General features: G+C 72.3%; 19 protein-coding genes. 11 read left to right on the top strand and 8 right to left on the bottom strand.

All coding sequences use genetic code 11. The features are described 5' to 3' along the window. Positions 1–6 precede the first annotated feature (6 nt). The 4 genes from AMYTH_RS0121710 to AMYTH_RS0121725 all read right to left on the bottom strand — a co-directional run bounded on the left by AMYTH_RS0121710 (position 7) and on the right by AMYTH_RS0121725 (position 6,196). A complete protein-coding gene (locus tag AMYTH_RS0121710; protein ID WP_027932087.1) occupies positions 7–1,938 on the bottom strand; it encodes a maleylacetate reductase and hydroxyquinol 1,2-dioxygenase domain-containing protein in 1,932 nt (643 codons plus the stop codon). Positions 1,939–2,645: 707 nt separating this feature from the next. Continuing rightward, a complete protein-coding gene (locus AMYTH_RS0121715) occupies positions 2,646–5,024 on the bottom strand; it encodes a GH92 family glycosyl hydrolase (RefSeq protein ID WP_027932088.1) in 2,379 nt (792 codons plus the stop codon). Between the two features lie 49 nt (positions 5,025–5,073). After that, complete coding sequence (locus AMYTH_RS0121720; RefSeq protein WP_027932089.1) at positions 5,074–5,925, bottom strand: AraC family transcriptional regulator; 852 nt, start codon at positions 5,923–5,925, stop codon at positions 5,074–5,076. Between the two features lie 43 nt (positions 5,926–5,968). Next, positions 5,969–6,196: a hypothetical protein gene (locus AMYTH_RS0121725; protein WP_027932090.1), complete on the bottom strand. Its 228-nt coding sequence runs from the start codon at positions 6,194–6,196 to the stop codon at positions 5,969–5,971. 86 nt (positions 6,197–6,282) lie between these two features. Here AMYTH_RS0121725 and AMYTH_RS0121730 point away from each other — a divergent pair, with 86 nt between their 5' ends. The 8 genes from AMYTH_RS0121730 to AMYTH_RS0121765 all read left to right on the top strand — a co-directional run bounded on the left by AMYTH_RS0121730 (position 6,283) and on the right by AMYTH_RS0121765 (position 15,429). After that, positions 6,283–7,233 carry a GlxA family transcriptional regulator gene (locus AMYTH_RS0121730; protein WP_027932091.1) on the top strand — a complete coding sequence of 317 codons (951 nt, stop codon included), beginning with the start codon at positions 6,283–6,285 and terminating at the stop codon, positions 7,231–7,233. 15 nt (positions 7,234–7,248) lie between these two features. Further along, positions 7,249–8,445, top strand: a complete 1,197-nt coding sequence (locus tag AMYTH_RS0121735) for a cysteine desulfurase-like protein (protein ID WP_027932092.1) — start codon at positions 7,249–7,251, stop codon at positions 8,443–8,445. A gap of 113 nt (positions 8,446–8,558) precedes the next feature. Beyond that, entirely contained in the window at positions 8,559–9,884 is a 1,326-nt protein-coding gene (locus tag AMYTH_RS0121740; RefSeq protein ID WP_027932093.1) for a purine-cytosine permease family protein, read from the top strand. Positions 9,885–10,094: 210 nt separating this feature from the next. Then, entirely contained in the window at positions 10,095–11,645 is a 1,551-nt protein-coding gene (locus AMYTH_RS0121745) for a hydantoinase/oxoprolinase N-terminal domain-containing protein (protein ID WP_027932094.1), read from the top strand. Continuing rightward, positions 11,642–12,718, top strand: a complete 1,077-nt coding sequence (locus tag AMYTH_RS0121750) for a DUF917 domain-containing protein (RefSeq protein ID WP_027932095.1) — start codon at positions 11,642–11,644, stop codon at positions 12,716–12,718. Before AMYTH_RS0121745 ends, AMYTH_RS0121750 begins: the two co-directional genes overlap by 4 nt. Then, complete coding sequence (locus AMYTH_RS0121755; protein WP_027932096.1) at positions 12,715–13,809, top strand: DUF917 domain-containing protein; 1,095 nt, start codon at positions 12,715–12,717, stop codon at positions 13,807–13,809. Before AMYTH_RS0121750 ends, AMYTH_RS0121755 begins: the two co-directional genes overlap by 4 nt. Beyond that, the gene (locus tag AMYTH_RS0121760) at positions 13,806–14,516 is read left to right on the top strand and encodes an SDR family oxidoreductase (protein ID WP_027932097.1); all 711 of its coding nucleotides are present in this window, start codon (positions 13,806–13,808) and stop codon (positions 14,514–14,516) included. The genes AMYTH_RS0121755 and AMYTH_RS0121760 overlap by 4 nt, the downstream gene beginning before the upstream one ends. 49 nt (positions 14,517–14,565) lie before the next feature. Further along, positions 14,566–15,429, top strand: coding sequence for a trypsin-like serine protease (locus tag AMYTH_RS0121765; protein WP_027932098.1), 864 nt, complete (start codon positions 14,566–14,568; stop codon positions 15,427–15,429). Here the strand turns inward: AMYTH_RS0121765 and AMYTH_RS0121770 are convergent. Then, on the bottom strand, positions 15,413–16,192 hold the full coding sequence (locus AMYTH_RS0121770) for a putative hydro-lyase (protein WP_209440874.1): 780 nt from the start codon (positions 16,190–16,192) through the stop codon (positions 15,413–15,415). The genes AMYTH_RS0121765 and AMYTH_RS0121770 overlap by 17 nt on opposite strands. 55 nt (positions 16,193–16,247) lie before the next feature. Here AMYTH_RS0121770 and AMYTH_RS0121775 point away from each other — a divergent pair, with 55 nt between their 5' ends. Further along, the gene (locus tag AMYTH_RS0121775; protein WP_027932100.1) at positions 16,248–17,309 is read left to right on the top strand and encodes a DUF917 domain-containing protein; all 1,062 of its coding nucleotides are present in this window, start codon (positions 16,248–16,250) and stop codon (positions 17,307–17,309) included. Then, positions 17,306–18,799, top strand: a complete 1,494-nt coding sequence (locus AMYTH_RS0121780) for a helix-turn-helix domain-containing protein (protein WP_027932101.1) — start codon at positions 17,306–17,308, stop codon at positions 18,797–18,799. The genes AMYTH_RS0121775 and AMYTH_RS0121780 overlap by 4 nt, the downstream gene beginning before the upstream one ends. A gap of 13 nt (positions 18,800–18,812) precedes the next feature. Here AMYTH_RS0121780 and AMYTH_RS0121785 read toward each other — a convergent pair whose 3' ends face one another. Then, complete coding sequence (locus tag AMYTH_RS0121785; protein WP_027932102.1) at positions 18,813–19,217, bottom strand: MarR family winged helix-turn-helix transcriptional regulator; 405 nt, start codon at positions 19,215–19,217, stop codon at positions 18,813–18,815. Then, entirely contained in the window at positions 19,214–20,647 is a 1,434-nt protein-coding gene (locus AMYTH_RS0121790) for an MFS transporter (protein ID WP_027932103.1), read from the bottom strand. Before AMYTH_RS0121790 ends, AMYTH_RS0121785 begins: the two co-directional genes overlap by 4 nt. A gap of 149 nt (positions 20,648–20,796) precedes the next feature. Here AMYTH_RS0121790 and AMYTH_RS0121795 point away from each other — a divergent pair, with 149 nt between their 5' ends. After that, positions 20,797–22,521 carry an IlvD/Edd family dehydratase gene (locus AMYTH_RS0121795; RefSeq protein WP_027932104.1) on the top strand — a complete coding sequence of 575 codons (1,725 nt, stop codon included), beginning with the start codon at positions 20,797–20,799 and terminating at the stop codon, positions 22,519–22,521. Here the strand turns inward: AMYTH_RS0121795 and AMYTH_RS0121800 are convergent. Next, positions 22,518–23,408 (bottom strand): LysR family transcriptional regulator, encoded by an 891-nt coding sequence (locus AMYTH_RS0121800; protein ID WP_027932105.1) that lies wholly within the window; start codon positions 23,406–23,408, stop codon positions 22,518–22,520. The genes AMYTH_RS0121795 and AMYTH_RS0121800 overlap by 4 nt on opposite strands. Between the last annotated feature and the right edge of the window lie 11 nt (positions 23,409–23,419).

Below are 23,419 nucleotides of genomic sequence, written 5' to 3' on the forward strand. Positions count from 1 at the left end.
GAACTCCTAGCGCGCGATGCGGAAGGTGAATTCGAGCAACCGCCACTCGCCGTCGACGACCCGTCCGTCCGGGGTGGGGCCGTGCCGCGGGACGAAGTCCACGACGAGGGAGTCCTTGACGCCGAAGACGGTGTCGCCGCGCCCGGACGAGGCGTCCAGGTACGGCCCGCCCCGCACGAACAGCTGCGTGATGAGCTGCTGGTGACCCGGCGCGTTGATCATGAAGTGCACGTGCGGCGCCCGCCACGGGTGCCGTCCGGTGGCCGCGAGCATCTGCCCGACCGGACCGTCCTCCGGGATCGGGTACTCCTTGGGCAGGATCGACCAGAACCGCACGCGGCCGTCGGCGTCGCTGCGGAAGCGGGCCCGCAGGACCGGCCCGTCGAGGTCGGGCAGCTGGACGTCGTAGTAGCCGTCCTCGTTGGACTGCCAGACGTCGACGACGGCGTCCGGGACGGGCTCGCCGTCCGGGCCGGTGACGCGGATGTCGGCCCACATCGGCGTTCCCGGCAGGCCACCGGAGATGTCGCTGCCGTGCTCGGCGGCGGGCGGACCCTCGACGTAGAACGGGCCGAGCACCGCCGAGGGTGTGGTGTCCGGGGTACGCGAGTTGGTCAGGACGTCGACCGCGCTGGACACCCCGAGCACGTCGGAGAGCAGCACGAACTCCTGCCGCGTGTCGGTGGTGATGTGGCCGGCGCGGGTCAGGAAGTCGATGGCGTACTGCCATTCGTCCTGGGTGACGTCGTTCGCGGTGACGTAGTGATGCAGGTGCCGGACGAGGTCCGTGACCAGCTGTTTCGCACGCGGGTCCGGCGTCTGGTCGAAGCTGGCGACGACCTGCCGGGTGAGCCAGCCCAGGTCGGGCACGGCGCGTCCGCCGCCGGGGCGGGTGCCGTGCCACGCCTGCCGCAGGAGGTCCTCGATGCCCTCTCGGGTCAGCTCGCGCGGGTTCGGGTACGGCTTGGCGGTGGCGAGTTCGGCCGCGTGCGGGACGTCGTCGAGGCTCATGCCCAGCTCCCGCAGCGACGTCGGCCCGCCGCAGCGGACGACGAGGTCGTGCACGCCGCTGGGCGCGTCGGTGGCGCCAAGAGCCGCCGCGATGCGGGTCATGACCTCGGTCGCGGCCGGGGCGTTGTAGGCCATGGCGTGCGGGAGGATCACCGTGTGTGTCTCGGCGTGCGGCAGGTCGAAGGAGCCGCCGAGGGTGTGGCAGAGTTTGTGGTGCAGGCCCATCCCGACGGTGGCCAGGCAGGTGCCGGCGAGCCACGCGGCCTGCAGGAGGTCGGCCCGAGCGTCCAGATCGGACGGATCGTCGACGAGGACGGGCAGCGACCGGGCGATGCGGGTGATCGCGTCCAGGGCCATCCCGTCGACGATCGGGTTCGCCTGCGGTGCGTACAGGGCCTCGACCGCGTGGGCCATCGCGTTGACACCGCTGGTGACCGAGACGGCGACGGGCAGCCCGAGGGTCAGGTCCACGTCGTAGATGACCGTCTCGGGCAGGATCGCGGGTGAGGACCGGGTGGTCTTGCGGCCGTTCTCGGTCTCGCCAAGCACCGGCGTGACCTCGGAGCCCGCGTAGGTGGTCGGCAAGATGACCTGCGGCAGGTCGGTGCGCACGGCGAGCGCCTTGGCCAGCCCGGTGGTGGAGCCGCCGCCGATCGCGACCAGGCAGTCCGCCTCGTGATCGGCCAGCACTTCGAGAGCCTGCCCGGTGACCTCGACAGGCGTGTGCATGGCGGCGCCGTCGAACTCCGCGGCGAGCAGCGACCCGAGGGCGTCCCGCACCGGCTGGGCGGCATCACGCACGGACGGCCCGGACAGCAACAACACCCGCTTGCCACCCAGCCGCGCCACCTCCTCGCGCACCTGAGCCACCGTCCCCGAGCCGAACACGACCCGAACCGGATGAGCCGAGTAGACGAAGCCCCGCATCGCGCTCCACTCCCTTGACACCGACGTGTTGACCAGTATCGGCGGTGCTGGGGGCGGTCGCCTGCACGGAATGCGCGTTCTTCGGCACAAAAGAGGCGCGAAGCGGCTCTTTGATCTTTGAACCCAACCCGAGCTGGGTGGTCATCCCGTCGCCTGACACCGGACGATCACCTTGAGCCAGGGCCGCAACCTCCGTGCTCACCGCAGGCCGGATATGCCAACCTTGCGGCCCTGGCTCAAGGTGATATGCACAAACCGGAAGGCGACGGGATGACCACCCAGCGACCACCCACCCGAGGTGAGACGACAACGGTCCCCTGGTCATCCCGGAGCCTGCCCGTCCGGCGAGGACTCTTTTGATCTTTAAAGCCGCGCTGACGCGCGGAAAGCGCCTCACGGCGCTCGAAAGGTCACCTTACGACCACCCCCGCCCCCGATGCCTGATTGTGTTTCAGTCGCCGAGCAGGCGTGTCAAGGCGGGAAAGCGTACCTTGACACGCCTGGTCGGCGACTAAAGATCGGCTGTGGATCGGGGGCGGGGGAGGTCTGGTTCGATGGTCGGTGCTGTTGCGTTGCCGGCTTGCGTTTTCGGGTGGGGGAGGTCTGGTTGGGGTAGTCGCTTGCTTTGCGTTGCCGGCTTGCGTGTCGCTGGTGGGGGAGGTCTGGTTGGGGTAGTCGCTTGCTTTTCGTTGCCGGGTGGCGGTTTGTTAGTGGTGGTCCACTGGGAGGTCCTTGCCCCACGTGGTGTTCGGTGTGGCGCCGACTGTCACTGTGATCGAGCCGCCTCCGTTGATCACCGACTCCGGCAACCATGACCTGTCGGTCGCCTTGCCGTTCACCGATGCCGACTGCACGTAGATGTTCGTCGCCGAAGCTTCTGGGGCGCTCACCGTGATCGTCGGGCCGTCGTCGCGCTTGATCCAGGCCTTTGCGAACATCGGGCTGGACAACAGCATCTCCGCGCGGCTCGGCGTCTGCGGGTACATGCCCAGCGCGGCGAACACATACCACGCTGACATGGTGCCCAGGTCATCGTTGCCGGGCAGGCCGCTCGAGCCCGTCCGGTACACCAAGGAGGCCATCGCCCGGACCGTCTCCTGCGTCTTCCACGGCTGCCCCAACCCGTTGTACAGCCACGGCGTGTGGATGCCGGGCTCGTTCGTCGGGTCGTAGCGGAAACCGTCGCCGCCCGTGGCCCACGAACCGTCGGGGCGGTGGAAGAACCCGTCGAGCCGTGCCGCCGCCACCGACGGGCCGCCCATCGCCGCCGCCAGGCCGGACACGTCGTGCTGCACCATCCACGTGTACGTCGCGCTGGTGCCCTGCGCGAAGCCCACATCCGAAGTCGCCGAGAACGGGCCCACCCAGTTGCCGTTCGCGAGCCGGGCCTGCTGGTAACCGCCCTCCGGGGTGGCCGCCGGGTTGAACGTGTTGCGCCACCAGCTCGCCCGCGGCATCAGCTCGCGGTACTCGGCGCCGCGCCCCAGCCGCGACGCCCAGTCCGCCAAGGCGAAATCAGCGGTCGCGTCCTCCAGCGTCTCGGCCGCGCCGCCCCAGCAGTGACAGGTGTCCTGCGGCGCGTAACCGAGCCGCTCGTACTCCGCCAGGTTCGGCCGCTGCCCCTCGCACTGACCGGGGCAACCCGCGTCCGACAAGCCGGACGGGTGCGGCACCGTCGCCTGGCGCACCAGCGAGTCGAACGCGCCACGCACGTCGAAGTTCCGCACACCCATCGCGTAGAAGCCGGCCAGCGTCGGCGCGGACGGGTCGCCGGTCATGACGTGCGTCGGGCCGTTGACGTGCACCCACCGGTCCCACACGCCGCCGTTCTGCTGCGCCAGGTTGTACAGCGACTGCGCGAAATCCCCCGCAACCCCGGGCTCCAGCAGCGCGAGCAGCTGCGTGTGCGCCCGGTACTGGTCCCAGCCGGAGAAGTTGCCGTACTGCGCCCGCTGCCCGCGCGCGAGCCGGTGCACCGCGAAGTCGCTGCCCAGGTAGGTGCCGTCGACGTCGCTGGCGATGTTCGGCTGCAGGAACGAGTGGTAGAGCGCGGTGTAGAACGTGGTGCGCTGGTCCTCGGTGCCGCCCGCGATCTCGATCGACCGCAGCTGCTTCGACCACGCCTCCCGCGCGTCCGCGGCCACCGACTCGACGTCGTCCTTCGGCTTGACCTCGGCGGACAGGTTCTTCCGCGCCGCGTCGAGGCTCGTGTAGGAGATGCCGACCTTCATCGTCACGTCGGTGTCCGCGAAGCTGACGTACCCGCCCGATCCGCGGCCCGCGCGGTCGGCGCCGGTCGCGTAGCCCTCGCCGCCGCCCGCGGTCGTCGTGCCGGGCCGCAGCTGGTCGTTCACCCACGTGCCGGTGCCGGAGAACGCCTTGTCGAACGACGCCACGAAGTACAGGCGGTAGTAGCTCTTGCGGTTGTTGATCCCGCCGTTGGCGCGGCGGCCGCAGAACGCGCCGGTCAGCACGGAACCGGTGACGGTGCGGGTGGCCGGGTCGATGGTGATCTCGGCGTCCTCGCTGCCGTTGAGCGAGTTGGACACCCGGAACAGCAGGTTCGCGGTCTTGCCCGCGGGGAAGGTGAACTCGCCGACACCGGCCCGGGTGGTGACGGCCAGGTCGGCGGTGGCGCCCGAGTCGAGACCGACGCGGTAGTGCCCGGGTTCGGCGAGCTCGTTGTCGTGGCTGAAGTTGCTCGCGTAGATCTCGTCCCGCGTGTCGGCGGTCGGCGAGGACGTCACGTCCCCGGCGAACGGCATGATCGGCACGTCACCGGCGGCGCCGGGGTGGCAGCCGGCGCCGTTGACGTGGGTCAGGGCGAAACCCCGCACGCGCGGGGTGTTGTAGGCGTAACCGTTGGCGCCTGCGGCGTTCGTCTGGTCGCCTGCCGTGGTGGTCGGGCTCCACGAGATCATCCCGAAGGGCCGCACCGCCCCGGGATAGGTGTTGCCGCCGCCCGCGGAACCGATGAGCGGGTCGACGTAGCGGGCGGGATCGGTGACCTTGGCGGGCGCCGCGTCAGCGGGCGGCGCGACGAGGAGGGAGCCGGCCATCGCGGCGGCCAGGAGGGTGCGGATCACACGAGGATCTCACCCGCCGGTGCTGTCCAGGACGTGAACGATCTTCGTACTAGGGGTGATCCCTTCGGTACGCGGCGGGTGTAGTGCCCAGCCGGCCGCGCATCACCCTGGTCAGGTGCTCCTGGTGGGAGAACCCGCACCGCACGGCGACCTCCGGGATCGGCAGCGTGCTGCCACGCAACAGCCGGCACGCGTGCTCGACGCGCAGGCGCATCAGGTACCGGTGCGGGGTCTCGCCGGTCGCGGCCTTGAACCGGCGGGTGAACTGGCTGACGCTCAGCGCGGCGACGGCCGCGAGGTCCGCCAGCGGCAGCGGTTCCGCGAGCCGCTGCCCCATGAGCTCGCGCACGGCGGCAAGCTGGGTCCGGGACAGCGCGGCCGACTCCGGTTCCACGGCCGTCCCGTAGCGGTGCGCGAGGTGCGCGGCCAGTAGCCCGGCGAGGTGGTCGACGTAGGTCCGGGCCGTCGGCGTCCACTGCCGCAGCACGCCGTCCAGGCCCAGCATCACCTGCTCGGCCAGCGGATCGGCGACCACGACCTCCTCACCGAGGCCGACCGGGCCACCGGCCGCCTCGTGCAGCACCGAGTCGGGCAGGTAGGCGTGCACGGTCCGCAGCTTCCCGCCGAGTTCGACGGTGAGATCGCGCCCGGCGGGGTGGAGGAACAGCCCGCCGGCGGGGATGTGCGCCACCTGGTGCCGCCCGCGGCGCACGGTCACCGGGCCGTCGAGGTGCAGGATCACCAGGTGGGTGCCCGCCGCGTCGAAGCTCGCGCGGTAGGGCGCTTCGGCCTGAGTCGAGACGTAGAGCCGGTCCCACCCGAGGCCCGCGCTGGAGCGGGCCGGGTGGATCCACGGCTGGCGCAGGATGCCGTTGGTGTCGGCCAGGCTCAGCTCGGGCACGCGTCCTCCTCGGCGTCGAGGTCGTGCCCAGTCTAGGTGGCGGTCAGGCGCGGGAAAGGTGGTGACGAGTCCGCGGAGCCGTGGCGGTCCGGATCTCCGGGCGCGCGGCCTCCAGCCGGCGGGCGGCCACCTCGCCGCGGATCCGGAGCGCGTCGCGGTCTTCGATGTCGAAACTGCCGAACATCCGCGACGGCGCCTGACGGCGGTGGTTGCGGTTCAGGCCCCACACGATCAGGGCGATGAGCAGGAGGAACATCAGCAATTCGGTCATGGCAGAAATTATTCGCTGCGCCAGAAGCTGCCAGAAGTGGCAGAACGGTCCTTGTCCGGCAAAATTCTGCCAGCTACTCTGACGGGATGCTCCGCACTGTGGCCGCCGTGCTGGTCGATCGCGCCGCCGTCTTCGAGTTCGGCGTCGTCTGCGAGGTCTTCGGCATCGACCGGACCGAGGACGGCGTGCCGCCCATCGAGTTCCGCGTGTGCGGCGAACGGCCGGGCGAACCCATCCGGGCGGGCGTCGGTGTGCAGTTCATCCCCGAACACGGCCTCGACGGGCTCGACGGCGCCGACCTGGTCGCCATCCCGGCGGCCGCCGTCCGCGACGACTACCCGCCCGCCGTGCTGGACGCCATCCGACGGGCCCATGCGAACGGCGCCACCCTCCTGACCGTCTGCAGCGGCGCGTTCCTGCTCGGCGCCACCGGCCTGCTCAACGGCCGCCCGTGCACCACGCACTGGAAGCACATCGAGGACTTCAAGCAGCGGTTCCCCGAGGCGATCCTCGATCCGGACGTGCTGTTCGTCGACGACGGCGACATCATCACCAGCGCGGGCACCGCGGCCGGGATCGACGCGAGCCTGCACCTCGTCCGCCGCGAGCTGGGTTCGGCGGTGGCCACCGCGATCGCCCGCCGCATGGTCGTGCCCCCGCAGCGCGACGGCGGTCAGCGTCAGTTCGTCGAGCTGCCGATGCCGGAGTCCACTGCGGACAGTCTGGAACCGGTGCTGACGTGGATGGTCGAGAACCTCGCCGAGGAGCACACGGTGCCGGCGCTGGCGCGGCGCGCCCAGATGTCGGAGCGGACCTTCGCCCGCCGGTTCGCCGCGGAAACCGGAACCACGCCGGTGAAGTGGCTGACCACGCAACGCGTCCTGCACGCCCGCACCCTGCTGGAGACCACGCGGCTGAGCATCGAGGAGATCGCCCGCGAGTGCGGGTTCAGCACGGGAGCCCTGCTCCGGCACCACTTCCACCGGGTGATCGGGGTGTCCCCGCACGACTACCGGCGCACGTTCGCCGGTTCGTGAGGCATGCTGGGCCGCGTGGCCTATGACGTAACCGCAGTACGCAAGCACTTCCCCGCGCTCGACGAGGGCACGGCGCACTTCGACGGCCCCGGCGGCTCGCAGGTGCCGGACGTGGTCGGCGAGGCCGTCGCCAGGACGCTGTGCGCCGCGATCGCCAACCGCGGCTCGGTCACCGCGGCCGAGCGTCGCGCCGACGCCATCGTCGCCGAGGCGCGCCGGGCCGCCGCCGATCTGCTCGGCGCCCAGCCCGGCGGCGTCGTGTTCGGGCGCAGCATGACCCAGCTGACCTACGACTTCTCCCGCGCGCTGGCGAAGACCTGGCAGCCCGGCGACGAGGTCGTGGTGACCCGCCTCGACCACGACGCGAACATCCGCCCGTGGGTGCAGGCGGCGGAGGCGCGCGGGGTCGCGGTGCGGTGGGCGGACTTCGACCCGGCGACCGGTGAGCTGCCGGTCGGGGCCGTGACCGGGTTGCTGTCGGACCGCACCCGCCTGGTCGCGGTGACCGCGGCGTCCAACCTGCTCGGCACGCGCCCGGACATCCCGGCGATCGCCGCGGCGGTGCACGAAACCCCAGCGCTGCTCTACGTGGACGGTGTGCACCTCACGCCGCACGCGCCGGTCGACGTCACGGCGCTGGGCGCGGACTTCTACGGCTGCTCGCCGTACAAGTTCCTCGGCCCGCACCTCGGTCTGGTCGCGGCCGCACCCGAGCTGCTGGAGACCCTGCACCCGGACAAGCTGGCGCCGTCGACGAACGCCGTGCCGGAGCGGTTCGAGCTGGGCACGCTGCCGTACGAACTGCTCGCCGGCACCACCGCGGCGATCGACTTCCTCGCGGACCTGGTGCCCGGCGACGGCACCCGGCGGCAGCGGCTGCTGCGGTCGCTGACCGAGCTGGAGGAGCACGAGCAGGCCCTGCTCGACCGGCTCGACGCGGGCCTCGCGGACATCCCCGGCGTGACCCGGTACGGCTCCCCCACCCGGCGGCGCACGCCCACCGTCCTGTTCTCCGTCGAGGGCGTGCCGTCGCAGGTGGTCTACGAGCGGCTCGGCGCGCAGGGCGTGAACGCGCCCGCGGGCAGCTTCTACGCGCTGGAATGCTCCCGCCACCTGGGGCTGGGCGACACCGGAGCGGTCCGGGCCGGCATCGCGCCCTACACGACGGCCGCCGAGGTCGACCGGCTGCTCGACGGGGTCCGGAGCCTCTGACCGGGCGAGGTGCACAGGCGCGGCGGCGAGCCTGTGCACCTCGCACAGTGACCGGGGCGTTGGCGCTGTTTACGGTGCTGGGAACCGTTTCCTCTCCGGATAAGGAGGTCGGCATGGCCTCGTCAGTCGGTGTCGACGACTACGCCCTCACCAGAGTCCCGGACAGCGCCCGCTACTCGTGGTGGTCCGTCGCGATCCAACGATTCGGCCAGGTGTCCGCGCTGTCGCAGTTCCTGCTCGGCGCGACCGTCGGTTTCGGGATGGGCTTCTGGCAGGCGTTCCTCGCGTTCACCCTGGGCTCGGTCATCCTCGAGCTCATCACGATCCTCGTCGGCGTGATCGGCATGCGGGAAGGCCTGTCGACCTCGATGATCGCCCGCTGGACCGGCTTCGGCCGCGGCGGGTCGGCGTTGATCGGGCTCGCGATCGGGATCAGCCTCATCGGCTGGTTCGGCATCCAGTCCGCGGTGTCGGCGCAGGGCCTCGTCTCGCTCATCGGCGGCCTGCCGGAGTGGGCGTGGGCGCTGGTGTTCGGCCTGGTCGTGACCGCGATCGTGGTGCGCGGCTTCCACTCGATGGCGTGGACGGCGTACCTGACCGTGCCCGCGTTCCTGATCCTGGTCGGCTGGTCGATCATCTCCGAGCTGTCCAGCCACGACGTCGGCGCGCTGGTGTCGTCGGCGCCGCCAGGTCCGCAGCTCAGCCTGCTGGAGGGCACGACACTCGTCGCGGGCGGGTTCATCGTCGGCGCGGTGATCACGCCGGACATGACGCGGTTCAACCGCACCACCGGGGACGTGGTCAAGCAGACCCTGGTCGGCATCACGCTCGGCGAGTACGTGATCGGCATGGCCGGGGTGCTCCTGGCGCACGCGGTGAAGTCGGCCGAGATCACGACCATCGTCACGTCGTCGGTCGGCTGGGTCGGCCTGCTGATCGTGATCGCCGGGACCATCAAGATCAACGACTGGAACCTGTACTCGTCCGGGCTCGGCGTCGTGAACTTCATCGGCACCGTGTCCGGCCGCAAGGCCCACCGCGGCCTGATCACCGCCGTGCTCGGCATCGTCGGCAGCGTCCTCGCGGCGGCCGGGATCCTCGGGGCGTTCAGCGACTTCCTCACCGTGCTCGGCGTCGCGTTCCCGCCGATCGCCGGGATCATGGTGGCCGAGTACTTCGTGGTCAAGAAGTGGCGCGGCGAGCTGGAAACCGCGCGCGCCAAGGGAACCGTGCCCGAGGACGCCCCGGTGTGGGTGCCTGCCACCATCGTGGTCTGGGTCGTCTCCGCGCTGATCGGCAAGTTCGTCGAGTGGGGCCTGCCCAGCATCAACTCACTCGTCGTGGCCTTCGTGCTCTACGTGGTGGCGGGCAAGCTCGGCCTGGTGCGCGGCATCGGCCGCAGCCGCACCGCCGACGCCGACCCCGTTCCCGCCGTCTAAGGAGGAAATCCCTGGTGATCGGCTTGCATGGCGGTGCGGGTAGCGGAACCTCAGACGCCCCCTCGCTGTGGGATCGCCTCCTCATGAACGCCAGTTCACCACGTCGGCGCTGTCCTCGCGAGGGGACGCCTGAGAACCCGCCGCGGTGCGAGCTGACTGCCCCACCGCAAGCGGCTGGCGCCGCTTAGAACCACCGAAAGGAATCTCCCAGTGCGCATCGGCATCGACGTCGGCGGCACCAACACCGACGCGGTCCTGCTGGACGGGCGGCAGGTGCTCGCCTCGATCAAGACCAGCACCACCGAGGACGTCACCTCCGGCATCGTCGCCGCGATCAACGGCCTGCAGCAGCAGCGCGCGTTCGACCCGGCCGCGGTGCAGGCGGTGATGATCGGCACCACGCACTTCATCAACGCCCTCGTCGAGGCGCACCGGCTCGCGCCGACCGCCGCGGTGCGGCTCAGCCTGCCCGCCGGCGCGTCGCTGCCGCCGATGGTGGACTGGCCGCAGCGGCTGGTCGACGCGGTGTCCGGGCGCAGCTACCTGGTGCACGGCGGGCACGAGTTCGACGGCCGCCACATCGCCGAGCTCGACGAGTCCGAGCTGCGCAAGGCGGCCGAGGACATGGGCGCCCACGGGGTGCGCAGTGTCGCGATCACGTCGGTCTTCTCCCCCGTGAACGCCGAGTTCGAGGCCCGCGCGGCGGAGATCATCGCCGCCCAGCTGCCGGACGTGGCGATCTCGCTGTCCCACGAGATCGGCCGCATCGGGCTGCTGGAGCGGGAGAACGCGACCGTCATCAACGCCGCGCTGCGGGAGCTGGCCGCGCACATCGTGGACGGCCTCGCGGCGTCGGTGTCCGGCGCGGGCATCACCGCGCCGCTGTACCTGAGCCAGAACGACGGCACGCTGATGGACGTCGACTTCGCCCGCCGCTACCCGGTGGCGACGTTCGCGTCCGGCCCGACCAACTCGATGCGCGGCGCCGCCGTGCTGTCCGGTTTGGACACCTGCGCTGTGGTCGACGTCGGCGGCACGACCAGCGACGTCGGCGTGCTGCGGCAGGGCTTCCCGCGCGAGGCGACCACGGACGTGAGCGTCGCCGGGATCCGCACCAACTTCCGCATGCCGGACGTGCTGTCCATCGGCATCGGTGGCGGCAGCCGGGTCCGCGGCGGCGCGGGTGACGTCACGGTCGGGCCGGACTCGGTGGGCTACGAACTGACCTCGCAGGCCCTGGTCTTCGGCGGCGACACGCTCACCGCGACCGACATCGCGGTGGCCGCGGGCCGCGCCGAGATCGGCGACCCGAGCCTGGTCGCCCACCTCGACCGCGACCTGGTGCGGGCCGCGCTGGAGAAGATCGCGGCGGACGTCTCCGACGTCGTCGAGCGGATGCGCACCTCGGCCGAGCCGCTGCCGGTGGTCGCGGTCGGCGGTGGTTCGGTGCTGCTGCCGGACGAGCTGGCCGACGCGGGCAAGGTGCACCGGCCGGAGAACTACGCGGTCGCCAACGCGATCGGCGCGGCCATCGCGCAGATCGGCGGCGAGGTCGACCGGGTGTACGCGATCGAGCCGGGCCGCCGCGAAGCCGTCGTGGAGGAGGCGAAGCAGGAGGCCGTGGACCGCGCGATCGCCGCCGGGGCGAGCCCGGCCTCGGTCGGGATCGTCGACTTCGACGAGGTGCCCATCCCCTACCTGCCCGGCAACGCCACCCGCATCCGCGTCAAGGCCGTCGGCGACCTGCAGCTGGGAGCGTGACGATGCGCGAGATCACGATCGACCACCTCGACGACATCGCCCGCGGCGCCGCGATCCTCGGCACCGGCGGCGGTGGCGACCCCTACATCGGGCGCCTGCTGGCGTCCTCCGCCGTCCGCGACCACGGCCCGGTCGGGCTGGTGCCGCTGGACGAGGTCGGCGACGACGCCGTGGTCCTGCCCGTCGCGATGATGGGCGCGCCCACGGTGATGGTCGAGAAGCTGCCCTCGGCCGAGCAGGTCGGGCTGGCCGCCCGCACCCTGGCCACCTACCTGGGCAAGGAGCTGACCCACATCGCGTGCGCCGAGGCCGGTGGGGTCAACTCGCTGATCCCGGTGGTCGCGGCGGCGCAGCTGGGCCTGCCGCTGGTGGACGCCGACGGCATGGGCCGGGCGTTCCCCGAGCTGCAGATGGTGTTGCCCACGCTGTACGGCATCCGCGCGACGCCGATGTCCATCGCCGACGAGAAGGGCAATCGGGGCGTGCTGGACACCGTGGACAACCACTGGGCGGAGCGGCTGGCGCGGTCGGCGACGATCGACATGGGCTGCTCGGCGATGATCAGCAACTACGCGATGTCCGGCACGCAGGCCCGCGAATCGCTGGTGCCGGGCACCCTCAGCCTGTGTGCCGAGCTGGGCTCCGCGGTGCGGCAGGCACGGGCCGAGCACGCCGATCCCGTCGCCCGCGTGGTCGAGCGGCTGGGCGGCCGGAAGCTGTTCACCGGCAAGGTCGTCGACGTCGCCCGGCGCACCGTCACCGGCTTCGCCCGCGGTGAAGCGAAGCTGTCCGGAATGGATGGTGACGCGGGCAGCGAGATGGTGCTGAAGTTCCAGAACGAGCACCTGGTCGCCGAGCGGGACGGGGTCCCGCAGGCGTCCGTGCCGGACCTGATCTGCTGCCTCGACCGCGAATCGGGTGAAGCGGTGACCACCGAGGGCCTGCGGTACGGCCAGCGCGTCACGGTGATCGCCGCGCCCGCGGACCCGCGGTGGCACACGCCGGAGGGCATCGAGCTGGCCGGGCCGCGTTACTTCGGCTACGACATCGACCCGGTCGGGGTGCCCGCGTGAGCTGGACACTGACCGAGGAGCACCTGGAAGACCTCGCGCGGGGCGCGGCCGTGCTCGGCACCGGGGGCGGCGGCGACCCGTACGTGGGCAGGCTGCTGGTGCGGCAGGCCATCCGCGAACACGGGCCGATCACGGTCCTCGACCCGTCCGAGGTCGGCGACCACGACCTGGTCGTGCCGACCGCGCAGATGGGCGCGCCGACCGTCGTGCACGAGAAGCTGCCCAGCGGCGCGGAACCCGTCCTGGCGCTGCGCACGCTGGAGAAGCACCTGGGCAAGCGGGCGAGCGCGACGATGCCGATCGAGTGCGGCGGCATCAACTCGATGATCCCGCTGGTCGTCGGCGCGCGGCTGGGCCTGCCCGTGGTCGACGCGGACGGGATGGGCCGCGCGTTCCCCGAGCTGCAGATGGAGACCTTCGGCGTCTACGGCGTGCCCGGTTCGCCGATGGCGATCGGCGGCGAGCGCGGCGAGACGACGGTGATCGACACCGGCTCGGACAACCGGCGGATGGAGTGGCTGGCGCGCGGCGTCACGATCCGGCTCGGCGGGGTCGCGCACATCGCCGAGTATGCGATGAGCGGCGCGGAGGTCAAGCGCACCGCGGTGCCGCGCACGTTGTCGCTGGCGCTGACCGTGGGCCGCACGATCCGCGAAGCGCGGGAGAACAACCTGGACCCGATCGCGGCACTGTCCGAGGCGTTGCGCGACACGCTGTACCGGAACCTGCGGGTGCTGTTCCGCGGCAAGGTGTCCGATGTGGAGCGCCGCACCGAGGCGGGGTTCGCGCGCGGGCGGGCGCAGGCGGTGTCGTTCGACGGCGAGCACAAGCTGGAGCTGCTGTTCCAGAACGAGAACCTGCTGGCACTGGTCGACGGCGAGGTGCGGTGCCTGGTGCCGGACCTGATCTGCGTGCTGGAGTCCGAGTCGGCCGAGCCGATCACGACCGAGACGCTGCGCTACGGCCAGCGGGTCGTGGTGATCGGCATCTCGACGCCGGACCTGATGCGCACACCGGAGGCACTGGCCACGTTCGGGCCGTCCGCGTTCGGGTTGTCCTACGAGTTCACGCCGGTGGAGGAGTTGGTATGAGCCTGGCGGATCGGGTCGTGGTGATCATCGGCGGCGGTTCGGGCATCGGGTTCGAGGTGGCCCGCCGGGCGGCCGACGCGGGAGCGCAGGTGTTCCTGGGCGGCCGTACCGCGGCCACACTGGAGGCCGCGGCGGCGAAGATCGGCGCGCAGTGGCACGTCGTGGACAACACGGACTCCGACTCGCTGGCCGAGTTCTTCGGCGCCGTGCCGCGGGTGGACCACCTGTTCACCCCAGGCGCGTCGTACCGGACCGGGCCGATGCGCGAGTTGTCCGACGAGGACGCGGCGAGCCCGTTCGTGACGAAGTTCTGGGGCCAGTACCACGCGGTCAAGCACGCGGCGCCGAAGCTGTCGCGCGATGGTTCGGTGGTGCTGATGTCCGGGGCGGCGAGCGTCCGCCCGCCCGGGCCCGCGCCCGCGTACGTCGCGTGCAACGCCGCGATCGAGGGGCTCGGCCGCGGGCTGGCCGTGGAACTGGCACCGGTGCGGGTCAACGTCGTCGCGCCCGGCACGATCGACGGGAACCTGTGGTCGCAGCGGCCGGCGGACGTCCGCGAGGCGAGCTTCGCGCAGTACCGCTCGGACACGGTGCTGCACCGCGTCGGCACCGAGTCCGAAGTGGCCGACGCGGTGCTCTACCTGTTCGGCGCCACCTTCACGACGGGCTCGACGCTCTACCCGGACGGCGGCTACGCGTTCCGGTAGGGCCGTTGGTCGGGTGTTTTTCAGCCGTCCGTGAGGTTGACTCTCCCGGATGAGAGCAGCACTCGCATCGGCCGCCGCCGTCGCCGCGATCCTGGTGACGGCGGCCCCGGCCTCGGCCATCAACTCCTACAACGCGACCCCGGCGCCTGAGCGCACCGAGGTCGGCGCGCTCGTCGCGACCTGGGACAACGACGCGAACCCAGCCACGCCGGACCGGGTGGACTGGGTGTGCTCGGGCACCATGGTCGACCGCGACACCTTCCTCACCGCGGCGCACTGCACCAGCGACTGGCCCGCCGGCGTGCGGTTCTACGTGTCGCTCGACCAGGACGTGCAGTCCGGCCTCGACGCCGCCGCCCAGCAGCACCCGGGCGATCCCGCCGCGGTGGCACGGGCGGTCGCGGTGGAAGGCGTGGCGCACTCCGACCCGTCCTACCCGGGCAACTCGGCGGACGCGCACGACATCGCGGTCATCCAGCTGCCCGCGCAGCAGGTCGCCGCACGGTGGTCGTTCACCCCCGCGCAGTTGCCCACCGCCGGGCAGCTGGACCAGCTCGGTCCGCGCGGCCTGAACGGCACGCCGTTCGTGGTCGCCGGCTACGGGACGCAGGAGGCGGTCAACGGCCCCGGCGGGCAGACCCACCCGGGCGGCGGGGTCCGGATGAAGGCGCCGGTCACCTTCGACGCGCTCAACAAGACGTGGGTGCGCCTGGCGATGACCGCGCCACAGGGCAACGGCGGCGCCTGCTACGGCGACTCGGGCGGGCCGAACTTCGCCACGATCGGCGGCACCCGGACGCTGGTGTCCACGACGATCACCGGTGACGCGCCCTGCTACGCCACCAACGTGACCTACCGCCTGGACACCCCGTCCGCGCGCACGTTCCTGGCGCCGTTCACCGCGCTGCCGTAGGCACGCGGTACTCGCTGTCCCTGCGGTCGGTGATGAACATGTGCCCAGGCGAGTGGGTGATCGCGAACGGCGGCTTCGACGCCATCAGCGCCGCCTGCGGGGTGACCCCGCACGCCCAGAACACCGGCACGTCACCGGGTTCCGCCTCGACCGGGTCACCGAAGTCGGGGCGGGCCAGGTCGGCGATCCCGAGCCCGGCGGGGTCGCCGACGTGCACCGGCGCGCCGTGCACCGCGGGCATCGCGCCGCTGATCGCGATCGCCTCGTCGACCCGGCCCGCCGGGATCGGGCGCATCGACACGACCATCGGTCCGTGCAGCCGCCCGGCCGGCCGGCACTCGCGGTTCGTCACGTACATCGACACGTTGCGGCCCTGCTCCAGGTGCCGCAGCGGGATCCCGGCGGCGAGCAGCCCGGTCTCGAACGTGAAGCTGCAGCCGATCGAAAACGCGACCAGGTTCTCCTGCCACAGCCCGCTGACGTCGTCGACCTCCTCGGCCAGCTCGCCGTGCCGCCACACGCGGTACCGCGGCAGGTCGCGGCTCAGGTCGGCGCCGGGGGCGAGCGTGGTCGCGGTGCTGCCCGGGTCGGTGACGTCGAGGACCGGACACGGCTGCGGGTTGCGCTGGCAGAACAGCAGCACGTCGTAGGCCCAGTCGCGTGGCACCGCGATCAGGTTGGTCTGCGTGAAACCGGTCGCCCACCCCGACGTCGGCGCCACGGTTCCGGCGCGGAACGCCGCCCGCGCCTGTTCCGGGGTCATGGTGGCTGGATCGTCTACCCTGGTCATACCTCCAGCTCAGCACATGAAGGCAAGCATGCGCATCACCGTGGCGGACGTGCCCGCGCTCGAACGGGGCGTCGCGCTGCTCGGGTCGGGCGGTGGCGGCGACACGATGACGGCCGCGGCGCTCCTGCGCCAGCACGTCACCCACGGGCGTGAACCCGACATCTCCGGCGCGCTGGATCCGAACACGCTGGTGATGCCGGTCGGGATCGTCGGCGCGACCGCCGCCTTCACCGAGAAACTGCCCAGCGGCGCGGAGTTCGCGACCGCGGTGTCGGCGATCGAGCGCTGGACCGGCGCCCGGGCCGGCGCGCTGGTGTCGATCGAGATCGGCGGGCTCAACGGGCTGATGCCGCTGGTCGCCGCCGTCGAGCTGGGCCTGCCGTGCGCCGACGCCGACCTGTCCGGCCGCGGGCTGCCGCGGCTGGACCAGCTCTCCATCGCCGCGACCGGCCGCGGGCTGGCCCCTGCCGCGCTCGCCGAGCCGGGCGGTCAGGTGCTGGTGCTGGCGGCCGGTTCGGACGAGTCGGTCGAACGCGGCGCCCGCGCGTTCCTGGCCAGCTCCGGCGGGTGGGCGGCGATGGCGTTCGCCCCGGTGCCCGCGGGTGAACTGCCGCGGTGCGCGGTGATGGGCAGCGTCACCGGCGCGCTGGAACTGGGCAGTCGGGTGCTCGCAGCCGGGGAGGGCCCGGAGCCGGACCGGCTCGCCGAGGCCTCCGGCGGGCGGGTGCTCGCGATGGGCCGCGTGCTCGAGGTGTCCCGGCACCCCGGTCCCGGGGCGCACGGCCGCGCCGGGTTCGGCCGCGGCAGCGCGACGCTGACCGACCACCGCACCGGGGCGCTGCTCCGGCTGGAGATGGAGAACGAGTACCTGCTGGCGCTGCGGGACGGCCATCCGGTGGCATCCACGCCGGACGTGCTGGCCGTGGTCGACCACCGCACCGGCGTTCCGGTGCCCTGCGACGGGATCCGCGCCGGGATCGAGGTCGACGTGCTGCAGCTCGCCGCGGCGCCGTTCTGGACCGATCCGCGACGGCTGCCGGTGCTGCAGCCGCGCGCGTACGGCATCGACTCGGATCCGGTGCTCGCATGATCCTGCGCCGCCTGCTGGCCCTCCCGTCGTGGGCCGGCGTCCGCGTCGCCGCGGGCGAATCCGGGTTGGACCGTCCACTGGAGACGGTGCGCGCCACCCTCGACGCCGGGGACAGCCCCGGCCCGGGCGAGCTGCTGGTGCTGGCCCGGGAACTGCGCGGCACGGACTGGCAGATCGACGCCCTGCTGCGGCGCGGGGCGGACAGCGGCGCGGCGGGCCTGCTCCTTCCGCAGGTCGAACCGCTGACCGCGACCAGGCTGCTGGCCGACCGGCTCGCGATGCCGCTGCTGGTGACGGCGGCCCGGCCGCTGGACCTGCTCGTCGACGCCCGCCTGATGCTCGCCGCGCCGGAACTGGACCGGGCGAACCTCGTGCTGGCGACGCACCGGGCGCTCGGCGAACGGCTGCGCTCGCCGGAGGAGGTGGTCACCGCGCTGCGCGGGTTGCTGCGGTCGCCGGTCGCGTTGCTGGACGACCGGGGTGAGCCGGTGGCCGGGGAACTGGCGTCGGCGGGGCGGATCCGGGTCGGCGAGCCGGTGCCACAGCGGGTGGACCTCGACGACGGCGTGCTGCTGGCGCACCCCGCGCTGCTGGCCGGGCCGGTGCTGTGGGTGGCGGCCGAGCTGACCGGCGCGGAGGCGGCGCGGGCGGACGTGGTGCCGCCGGCGCTGGCGGTCGCGGCCGGCGCGGTGCAGCGGTGGCTGCTGGCGAACCGGCTGGAGCTGGAACGGGACGCCCGGTCGCGCACCGCGCTGCTCGGCGACCTGCTGCGGCTGGACGCCGAGCCGGGCGCGGACCTGCGTCGGCGGGCGGCCGACGCCGGGTGGCGGCTGGGCGGCTGGCACGTCGGGCTGCGCATCGGCGTCGCGTCCAGTGTGGACACCGTGGCGCGGACGACCGAGGTGGTGCGCGCGCTGCGGGCCGAGCAGATCGCCGCGGTGGTCGTCGAGCACGGCGACGGCTGGACCGGGTGGGTGACCTTCGACCAGGAGCCGACGGCCGAGCGCGTCCGCACGCTGGCCGCCGGGCTGCGGGCGGCGCACAAGGCGCTGCGGCGGACGCTCGGCGCGCATCTCGGGGTCGGCCGCCCGCACCCGCGCCCGGACGGCCTCGCCGCGACGATCGCCGAGGCCACCGACGCCGCGCGCCTGGCCGCGACCCGGCCGGAGTCGGGGCACTTCCTGCACGTCGACCAGCTGGGGATGGCACAGCTGCTGCTGGAGTGGACGCGGACGGACACCTTCGAACCGGCGGCCCGCGCGCTGGTCGCCCCGCTGCGCAACGCGCCCGGTGACCTGGTGCGCACGCTGGCCGTGTACCTGGACGCCGAGTCGTCGATCGCCGAGACAGCGGCGGTGCTCGGCGTGCACCGCAACACGGTCACCGCGCGCGTCGCCCGGATCGAGCAGCTGCTGGGGGTGGACCTGTCCCGCCCGGACGACCGGCTGGCCCTGCACCTCGCTTCCCGGGCCATCACCCTGGCCGACTGAGCGTGGCGCCGGATCAGGCGGTGGTGAGCTTCGTCAGCAGGCGGTCCAGCTGGGCCAGCTCGTCGGCGTCGAGCGCGGCCAGCGACGCCGGCGGCTCCTTGAGGATCCGCTCCGCCGTGGCCGCCGCCTCCGCGCCCGCGGGCGTCACCGCCACCAGCTTGCGCCGCCGGTCCGCCGGGTGCACCGTCCGCGACACCAGTCCGCGCTGCTCCAGGTCGTCCACCACCAGCGTCACGTACGGGCGGTCGGTGTTCAGCCGCTCCGCCAGGTCCGCGAGGGTGAGCGGCCCGGACGCCAGCCGCCGCAGCGCCTTGATCTTGATGAAGCTCAAGCCGAGCGCCTCGGTGACCGCCTTGCGCCGGTCGTGCCTGCCCAGCACGTCCTGCATCCGCTCCCACACCCGCTCCGCGGCGGTCACGTCCGCGCCCCGGCCGGCTCGTCGAACAGCACCGTCGCCCGCCGGGCCGTCCCCATCGCCCACGGGGACGTCGTCAGCACGCCCAGTGCCATCACCACCACGCCGCATCCGGCCATGATCCACCACGCGATGTGGCTCGCCGCGGGAAAGCCTGTCGTGAACGCGCCGGTGATGTGCGTCGTGACCACCGCGCCGAGCACCGCGACCCCGAGTGACGCCCCGACCTGCCTGCTCGTCGACGCCACCGCCGCGGCCACCCCGGCCTGGGCGCGCGGCATGCCGGACACCGCGGTGTTGGTGATCGGCGGGTTGAGCATCCCGAACCCGGCGCCGAACACGACGTAGGCGACCACCAGCCACCCGATCCCGGTGTCCGCGCCCAGCCGGGTCAGCAGCACCCCGCTCACCGCGAGCCCCAATCCCCCGGTCACCAGCGGGATCCGCGAGCCGCGCGCGGCGACGAGCCGGCCGGACAGCGGCGCGAGCGCGAAGATCGCCAGCGCGCTGGGCAGCGTCAGCAACCCGGCGTGCAGTGGCGTGAACCCGCGGACGCTCTGCAGGTACAGCGCGTTGAGGAACAGGAACCCGCTCAGTCCGGCGAACCCGCACACCGCGATCACCGTCGCCCCGGAGAACGGCGCGCTCGCGAAGAACCGGGGGTCCAGCAACGGTTCCGCCCGCCGCCGCTCATAGACGACGAGCCCGGCCGCAGCGGCGGCCGCCACCACGAAGCACGCCACGGTCGGCCCGGACAGCCAGCCGTGGTGCGGCGCCTCGATGATCCCGTACGTCAGGCTCGCCAGCGCCACCACGACCAGCAGCTGCCCGACCGGGTCGAGCCGCCGCGCGCGTGGTGCCTTCGACTCCGGCACGAACAACGCGGTCAGCACGAGCGCGGCGACCCCGACCGGGATGTTGATCCAGAAGATCGACCGCCACCCGACGGCGTCCACCAGCAGGCCGCCGACCACCGGCCCCAGCGCCATGCTCAGCCCGACGACCGCGCCCCAGATCCCGATGGCGCGCGCTCGTTCGCGCGCGTCGGTGAAGGTGTTGGTGATGATCGACATGGCGACGGGGTTCAGCATGCTGCCGCCGACCGCCTGCACCATCCGGAAGGCGATGAGCAGCCCGATGTTCGGCGCGACGCTGCACAGCAGGGAGCCGAGCGTGAACAGCACCAGCCCGGTCTGGAACGTGCGCCGCCGCCCGATCCGGTCGGCGGTCGAGCCGGACAGCATCAGCAGGCTGGCCAGCACGAGCGTGTAGGCGTCGATCGTCCACTGCAGACTCGACACACCGGCGGAGAAGTCGCGCTCGATCGACGGCAGCGCGAGGTTGACGATCGTGGTGTCCATCGAGACGACGAAGAGGCTCAGGCAGCAGATCGCCAGCACCAGGAGCCGACGCCGCTGGGACAGTTCCGGCACACGCACCCCAAACGTTGTATTTCTATAACAGTTGAGACTGTACAACTTTCTGGCCAGCGGAAGCACTGTGATCTCCAACGCCCCTGGACTTGAATCATCGAATGATTTAACGTTCGGAGCGCACGTACTCGACGGAGAGGAACAGGCTCGTGACGGGGCAGAGGCGCAGCGCGGCGTGGTTCGGGGCGACCGGCCGCGCGGGGATGATCTACCGGTCCTGGATGCGCAACCAGGGCTTCGGGGCCGAGGTGTTCGACGGCAGGCCGGTCATCGGCATCGCGACCAGCGCGTCGGAACTCGCGCCGTGCAACGCGCACCTGACCCGCGTGGCGGAGGCGGTCAAGCGCGGCGTGTGGCAGGCGGGCGGGTTCCCGCTGGAGTTCCCGACGATGGCCACCGGCGAGACGCTGATGCGCCCGACCGCGATGCTCTACCGCAACCTGATGGCGATGGAGGTCGAGGAGCTGATCCGCGCCAACCCGCTCGACGGCGTGGTGCTGCTCTCCGGCTGCGACAAGACGACCCCGGCGATGCTGATGGCCGCCGCGAGCGTCGACCTGCCCGCCGTGATGGTCACCGGCGGCCCGATGCTCAACGGCAAGTACCGCGGCGCGGACGTCGGCTCCGGCACGCACGTGTGGAAGTTCGAGGAGGAGCTCAAGGCCGGGCGCATGACCCAGGAGGAGTGCTTCTTCGCCGAGGGCTGCATGGCGCGGTCGAACGGGCACTGCATGACGATGGGCACCGCGTCGACGATGGCGTGCATGGCCGAGGCGCTGGGCATGCAGCTGCCCGGCTCGGCGACCTGGCCCGCGGTCGACGCGCGCCGGTTCGAGATCGGGCAGGCCGCCGGGCAGCGGATCGTGGAGATGGTCGAGGAGGACCTGCGCCCGTCGCACATCCTCACCCGCGAGGCGTTCGAGAACGCGATCCGGGTCAACGCCGCGATCGGCGGGTCGACGAACGCGATCGTCCACCTGCTCGCGATCGCCGGACGCGCCGAGGTGGACCTCACGCTCGACGACTTCGACACGCTCATCCGCGAGGTCCCGACGCTGGTGAACCTGATGCCGTCGGGCAAGTACCTGATGGAGGACTTCTGCTACGCGGGCGGACTGCCGGTGGTGATGCGGCAGCTCGCCGAAGCGGGGCTGCTGCACACCGGCAGTGTGTCGGTGACCGGCAAGCCGGTCGGCGAGAACGTGGCCGGGGCGGAGAACTTCAACACCGACGTGATCACCACCGTCGAGGAGCCGTTCCAGCCCGCAGGCAACGGCACCGCGGTGCTGCGCGGCAACCTGTGCCCGGGTGGCGCGGTGATCAAGCAGTCGGCCGCGTCCCCGCACCTGCTCAAGCACCAGGGGCGGGCGCTGGTGTTCGACACGGTCGAGGACTACCACGCCGTCGCCGACGACCCGGACCTCGACGTGGACGAGACGAGCATCCTGGTGATCCGCGGCGCCGGGCCGAAGGGCTACCCGGGCATGCCGGAGGTCTCGAACGTCGCGCTGCCTGCCAAGCTGCTGAAGGCGGGCGTGACGGACATGATCCGGATCTGCGACGGGCGGATGAGCGGCACCGGGTACGGCACGGTCGTGCTGCACGTGACGCCGGAGTCCGCGGTGGGCGGGCCGCTCGCGCTGGTGCGCACCGGTGATCTGATCACGCTGGACGTGGCGGCGCGGACGCTGAACGTCGAGGTCTCCGACGAGGAGCTGGCCGCGCGGCGGGCGTCCTGGCAGGCGCCGGAGTCGCCGTACACCAGCGGGTACACGTGGCTCTACACGGAGCACGTGCTGCAGGCCGACCAGGGCGCGGACTTCGACTTCCTGCGCGGGTCCCGGGGCCACTCGGTCCCGCGCGACTCGCACTAGGTGTACTCGGCCTGGGTGGCGTCGAGGCAGCAGGCGACGAAGTCGGCGACGACCGGGTTGTCGTCGTCGGCCGGGTGCCAGGCGATGCCGACCCGGGTGGGGCTGAGGCCGCGCACCGGGCGGTAGACGATGCCGGGCCGGGCGTAGAAGCGGGCGGCCGATTCGGGGGCGAGCGCGATGCCGTAGCCGTTGGCGATCGCACTCAGCCACTCGTCCGGCTGGTCGGTCACCGCGCCGATGCGCGGCTCGCCCTCGCGTTCGTCCGCGCCCAGCCAGTGGTCACGCCACCAGCCGGTCTCGGCCGGGGCGGCGACGTACGGCTCGTCCCACAGCTCGCGGAAGTCGATCTCGTCGCGGCAGGCGAGCGGGTGCGACCCGGGTAGCGCGACCCAGCGGGCTTCGCTGAACAGCTCCCGCACGCGGAGTTCGTCCTGGCCCGGGAACGGGAGGCGCAACAGCGCGACGTCGACGTCGGCCGCGGCCAGCCCGGCGGTCGGGTCCGACCAGGCGGCCTGCCGCATGTCGACCCGCCACCCCGGACGGCGGCGGCCGAACGCGGCGATGATGGCCGGCGTCGCCTCGTTGGCGGCGCTGGCCAGGAAACCGACGCGCAGCACGCGGCTGCCCGCCGCGCGGGTCTCGCGGCACGCCCGGTCCCACCCGTCGAGCAGGGCCGGCACCCGGTCCGCCAGCACCCGGCCCGCGTCGGTGAGAGCCATCCCGCGGCGGGAGCGGGTGAACAACGTCGTGCCGAGCTGCGCTTCGAGCTGCTTGATCTGCTTGGTGAGCGCGGGCTGGGACACGAAGAGCCGCTCCGCCGCGCGCGTCAGGTGCCCCTCCTCGGCGACGGCGGCGAAGTAGCGGAGCAGGCGCGTGTCCACGTCCATGCCTTCAGGTT

Origin of the sequence: Amycolatopsis thermoflava N1165, from assembly GCF_000473265.1 — a bacterium.
GTDB lineage: Bacteria > Actinomycetota > Actinomycetes > Mycobacteriales > Pseudonocardiaceae > Amycolatopsis_E > Amycolatopsis_E thermoflava.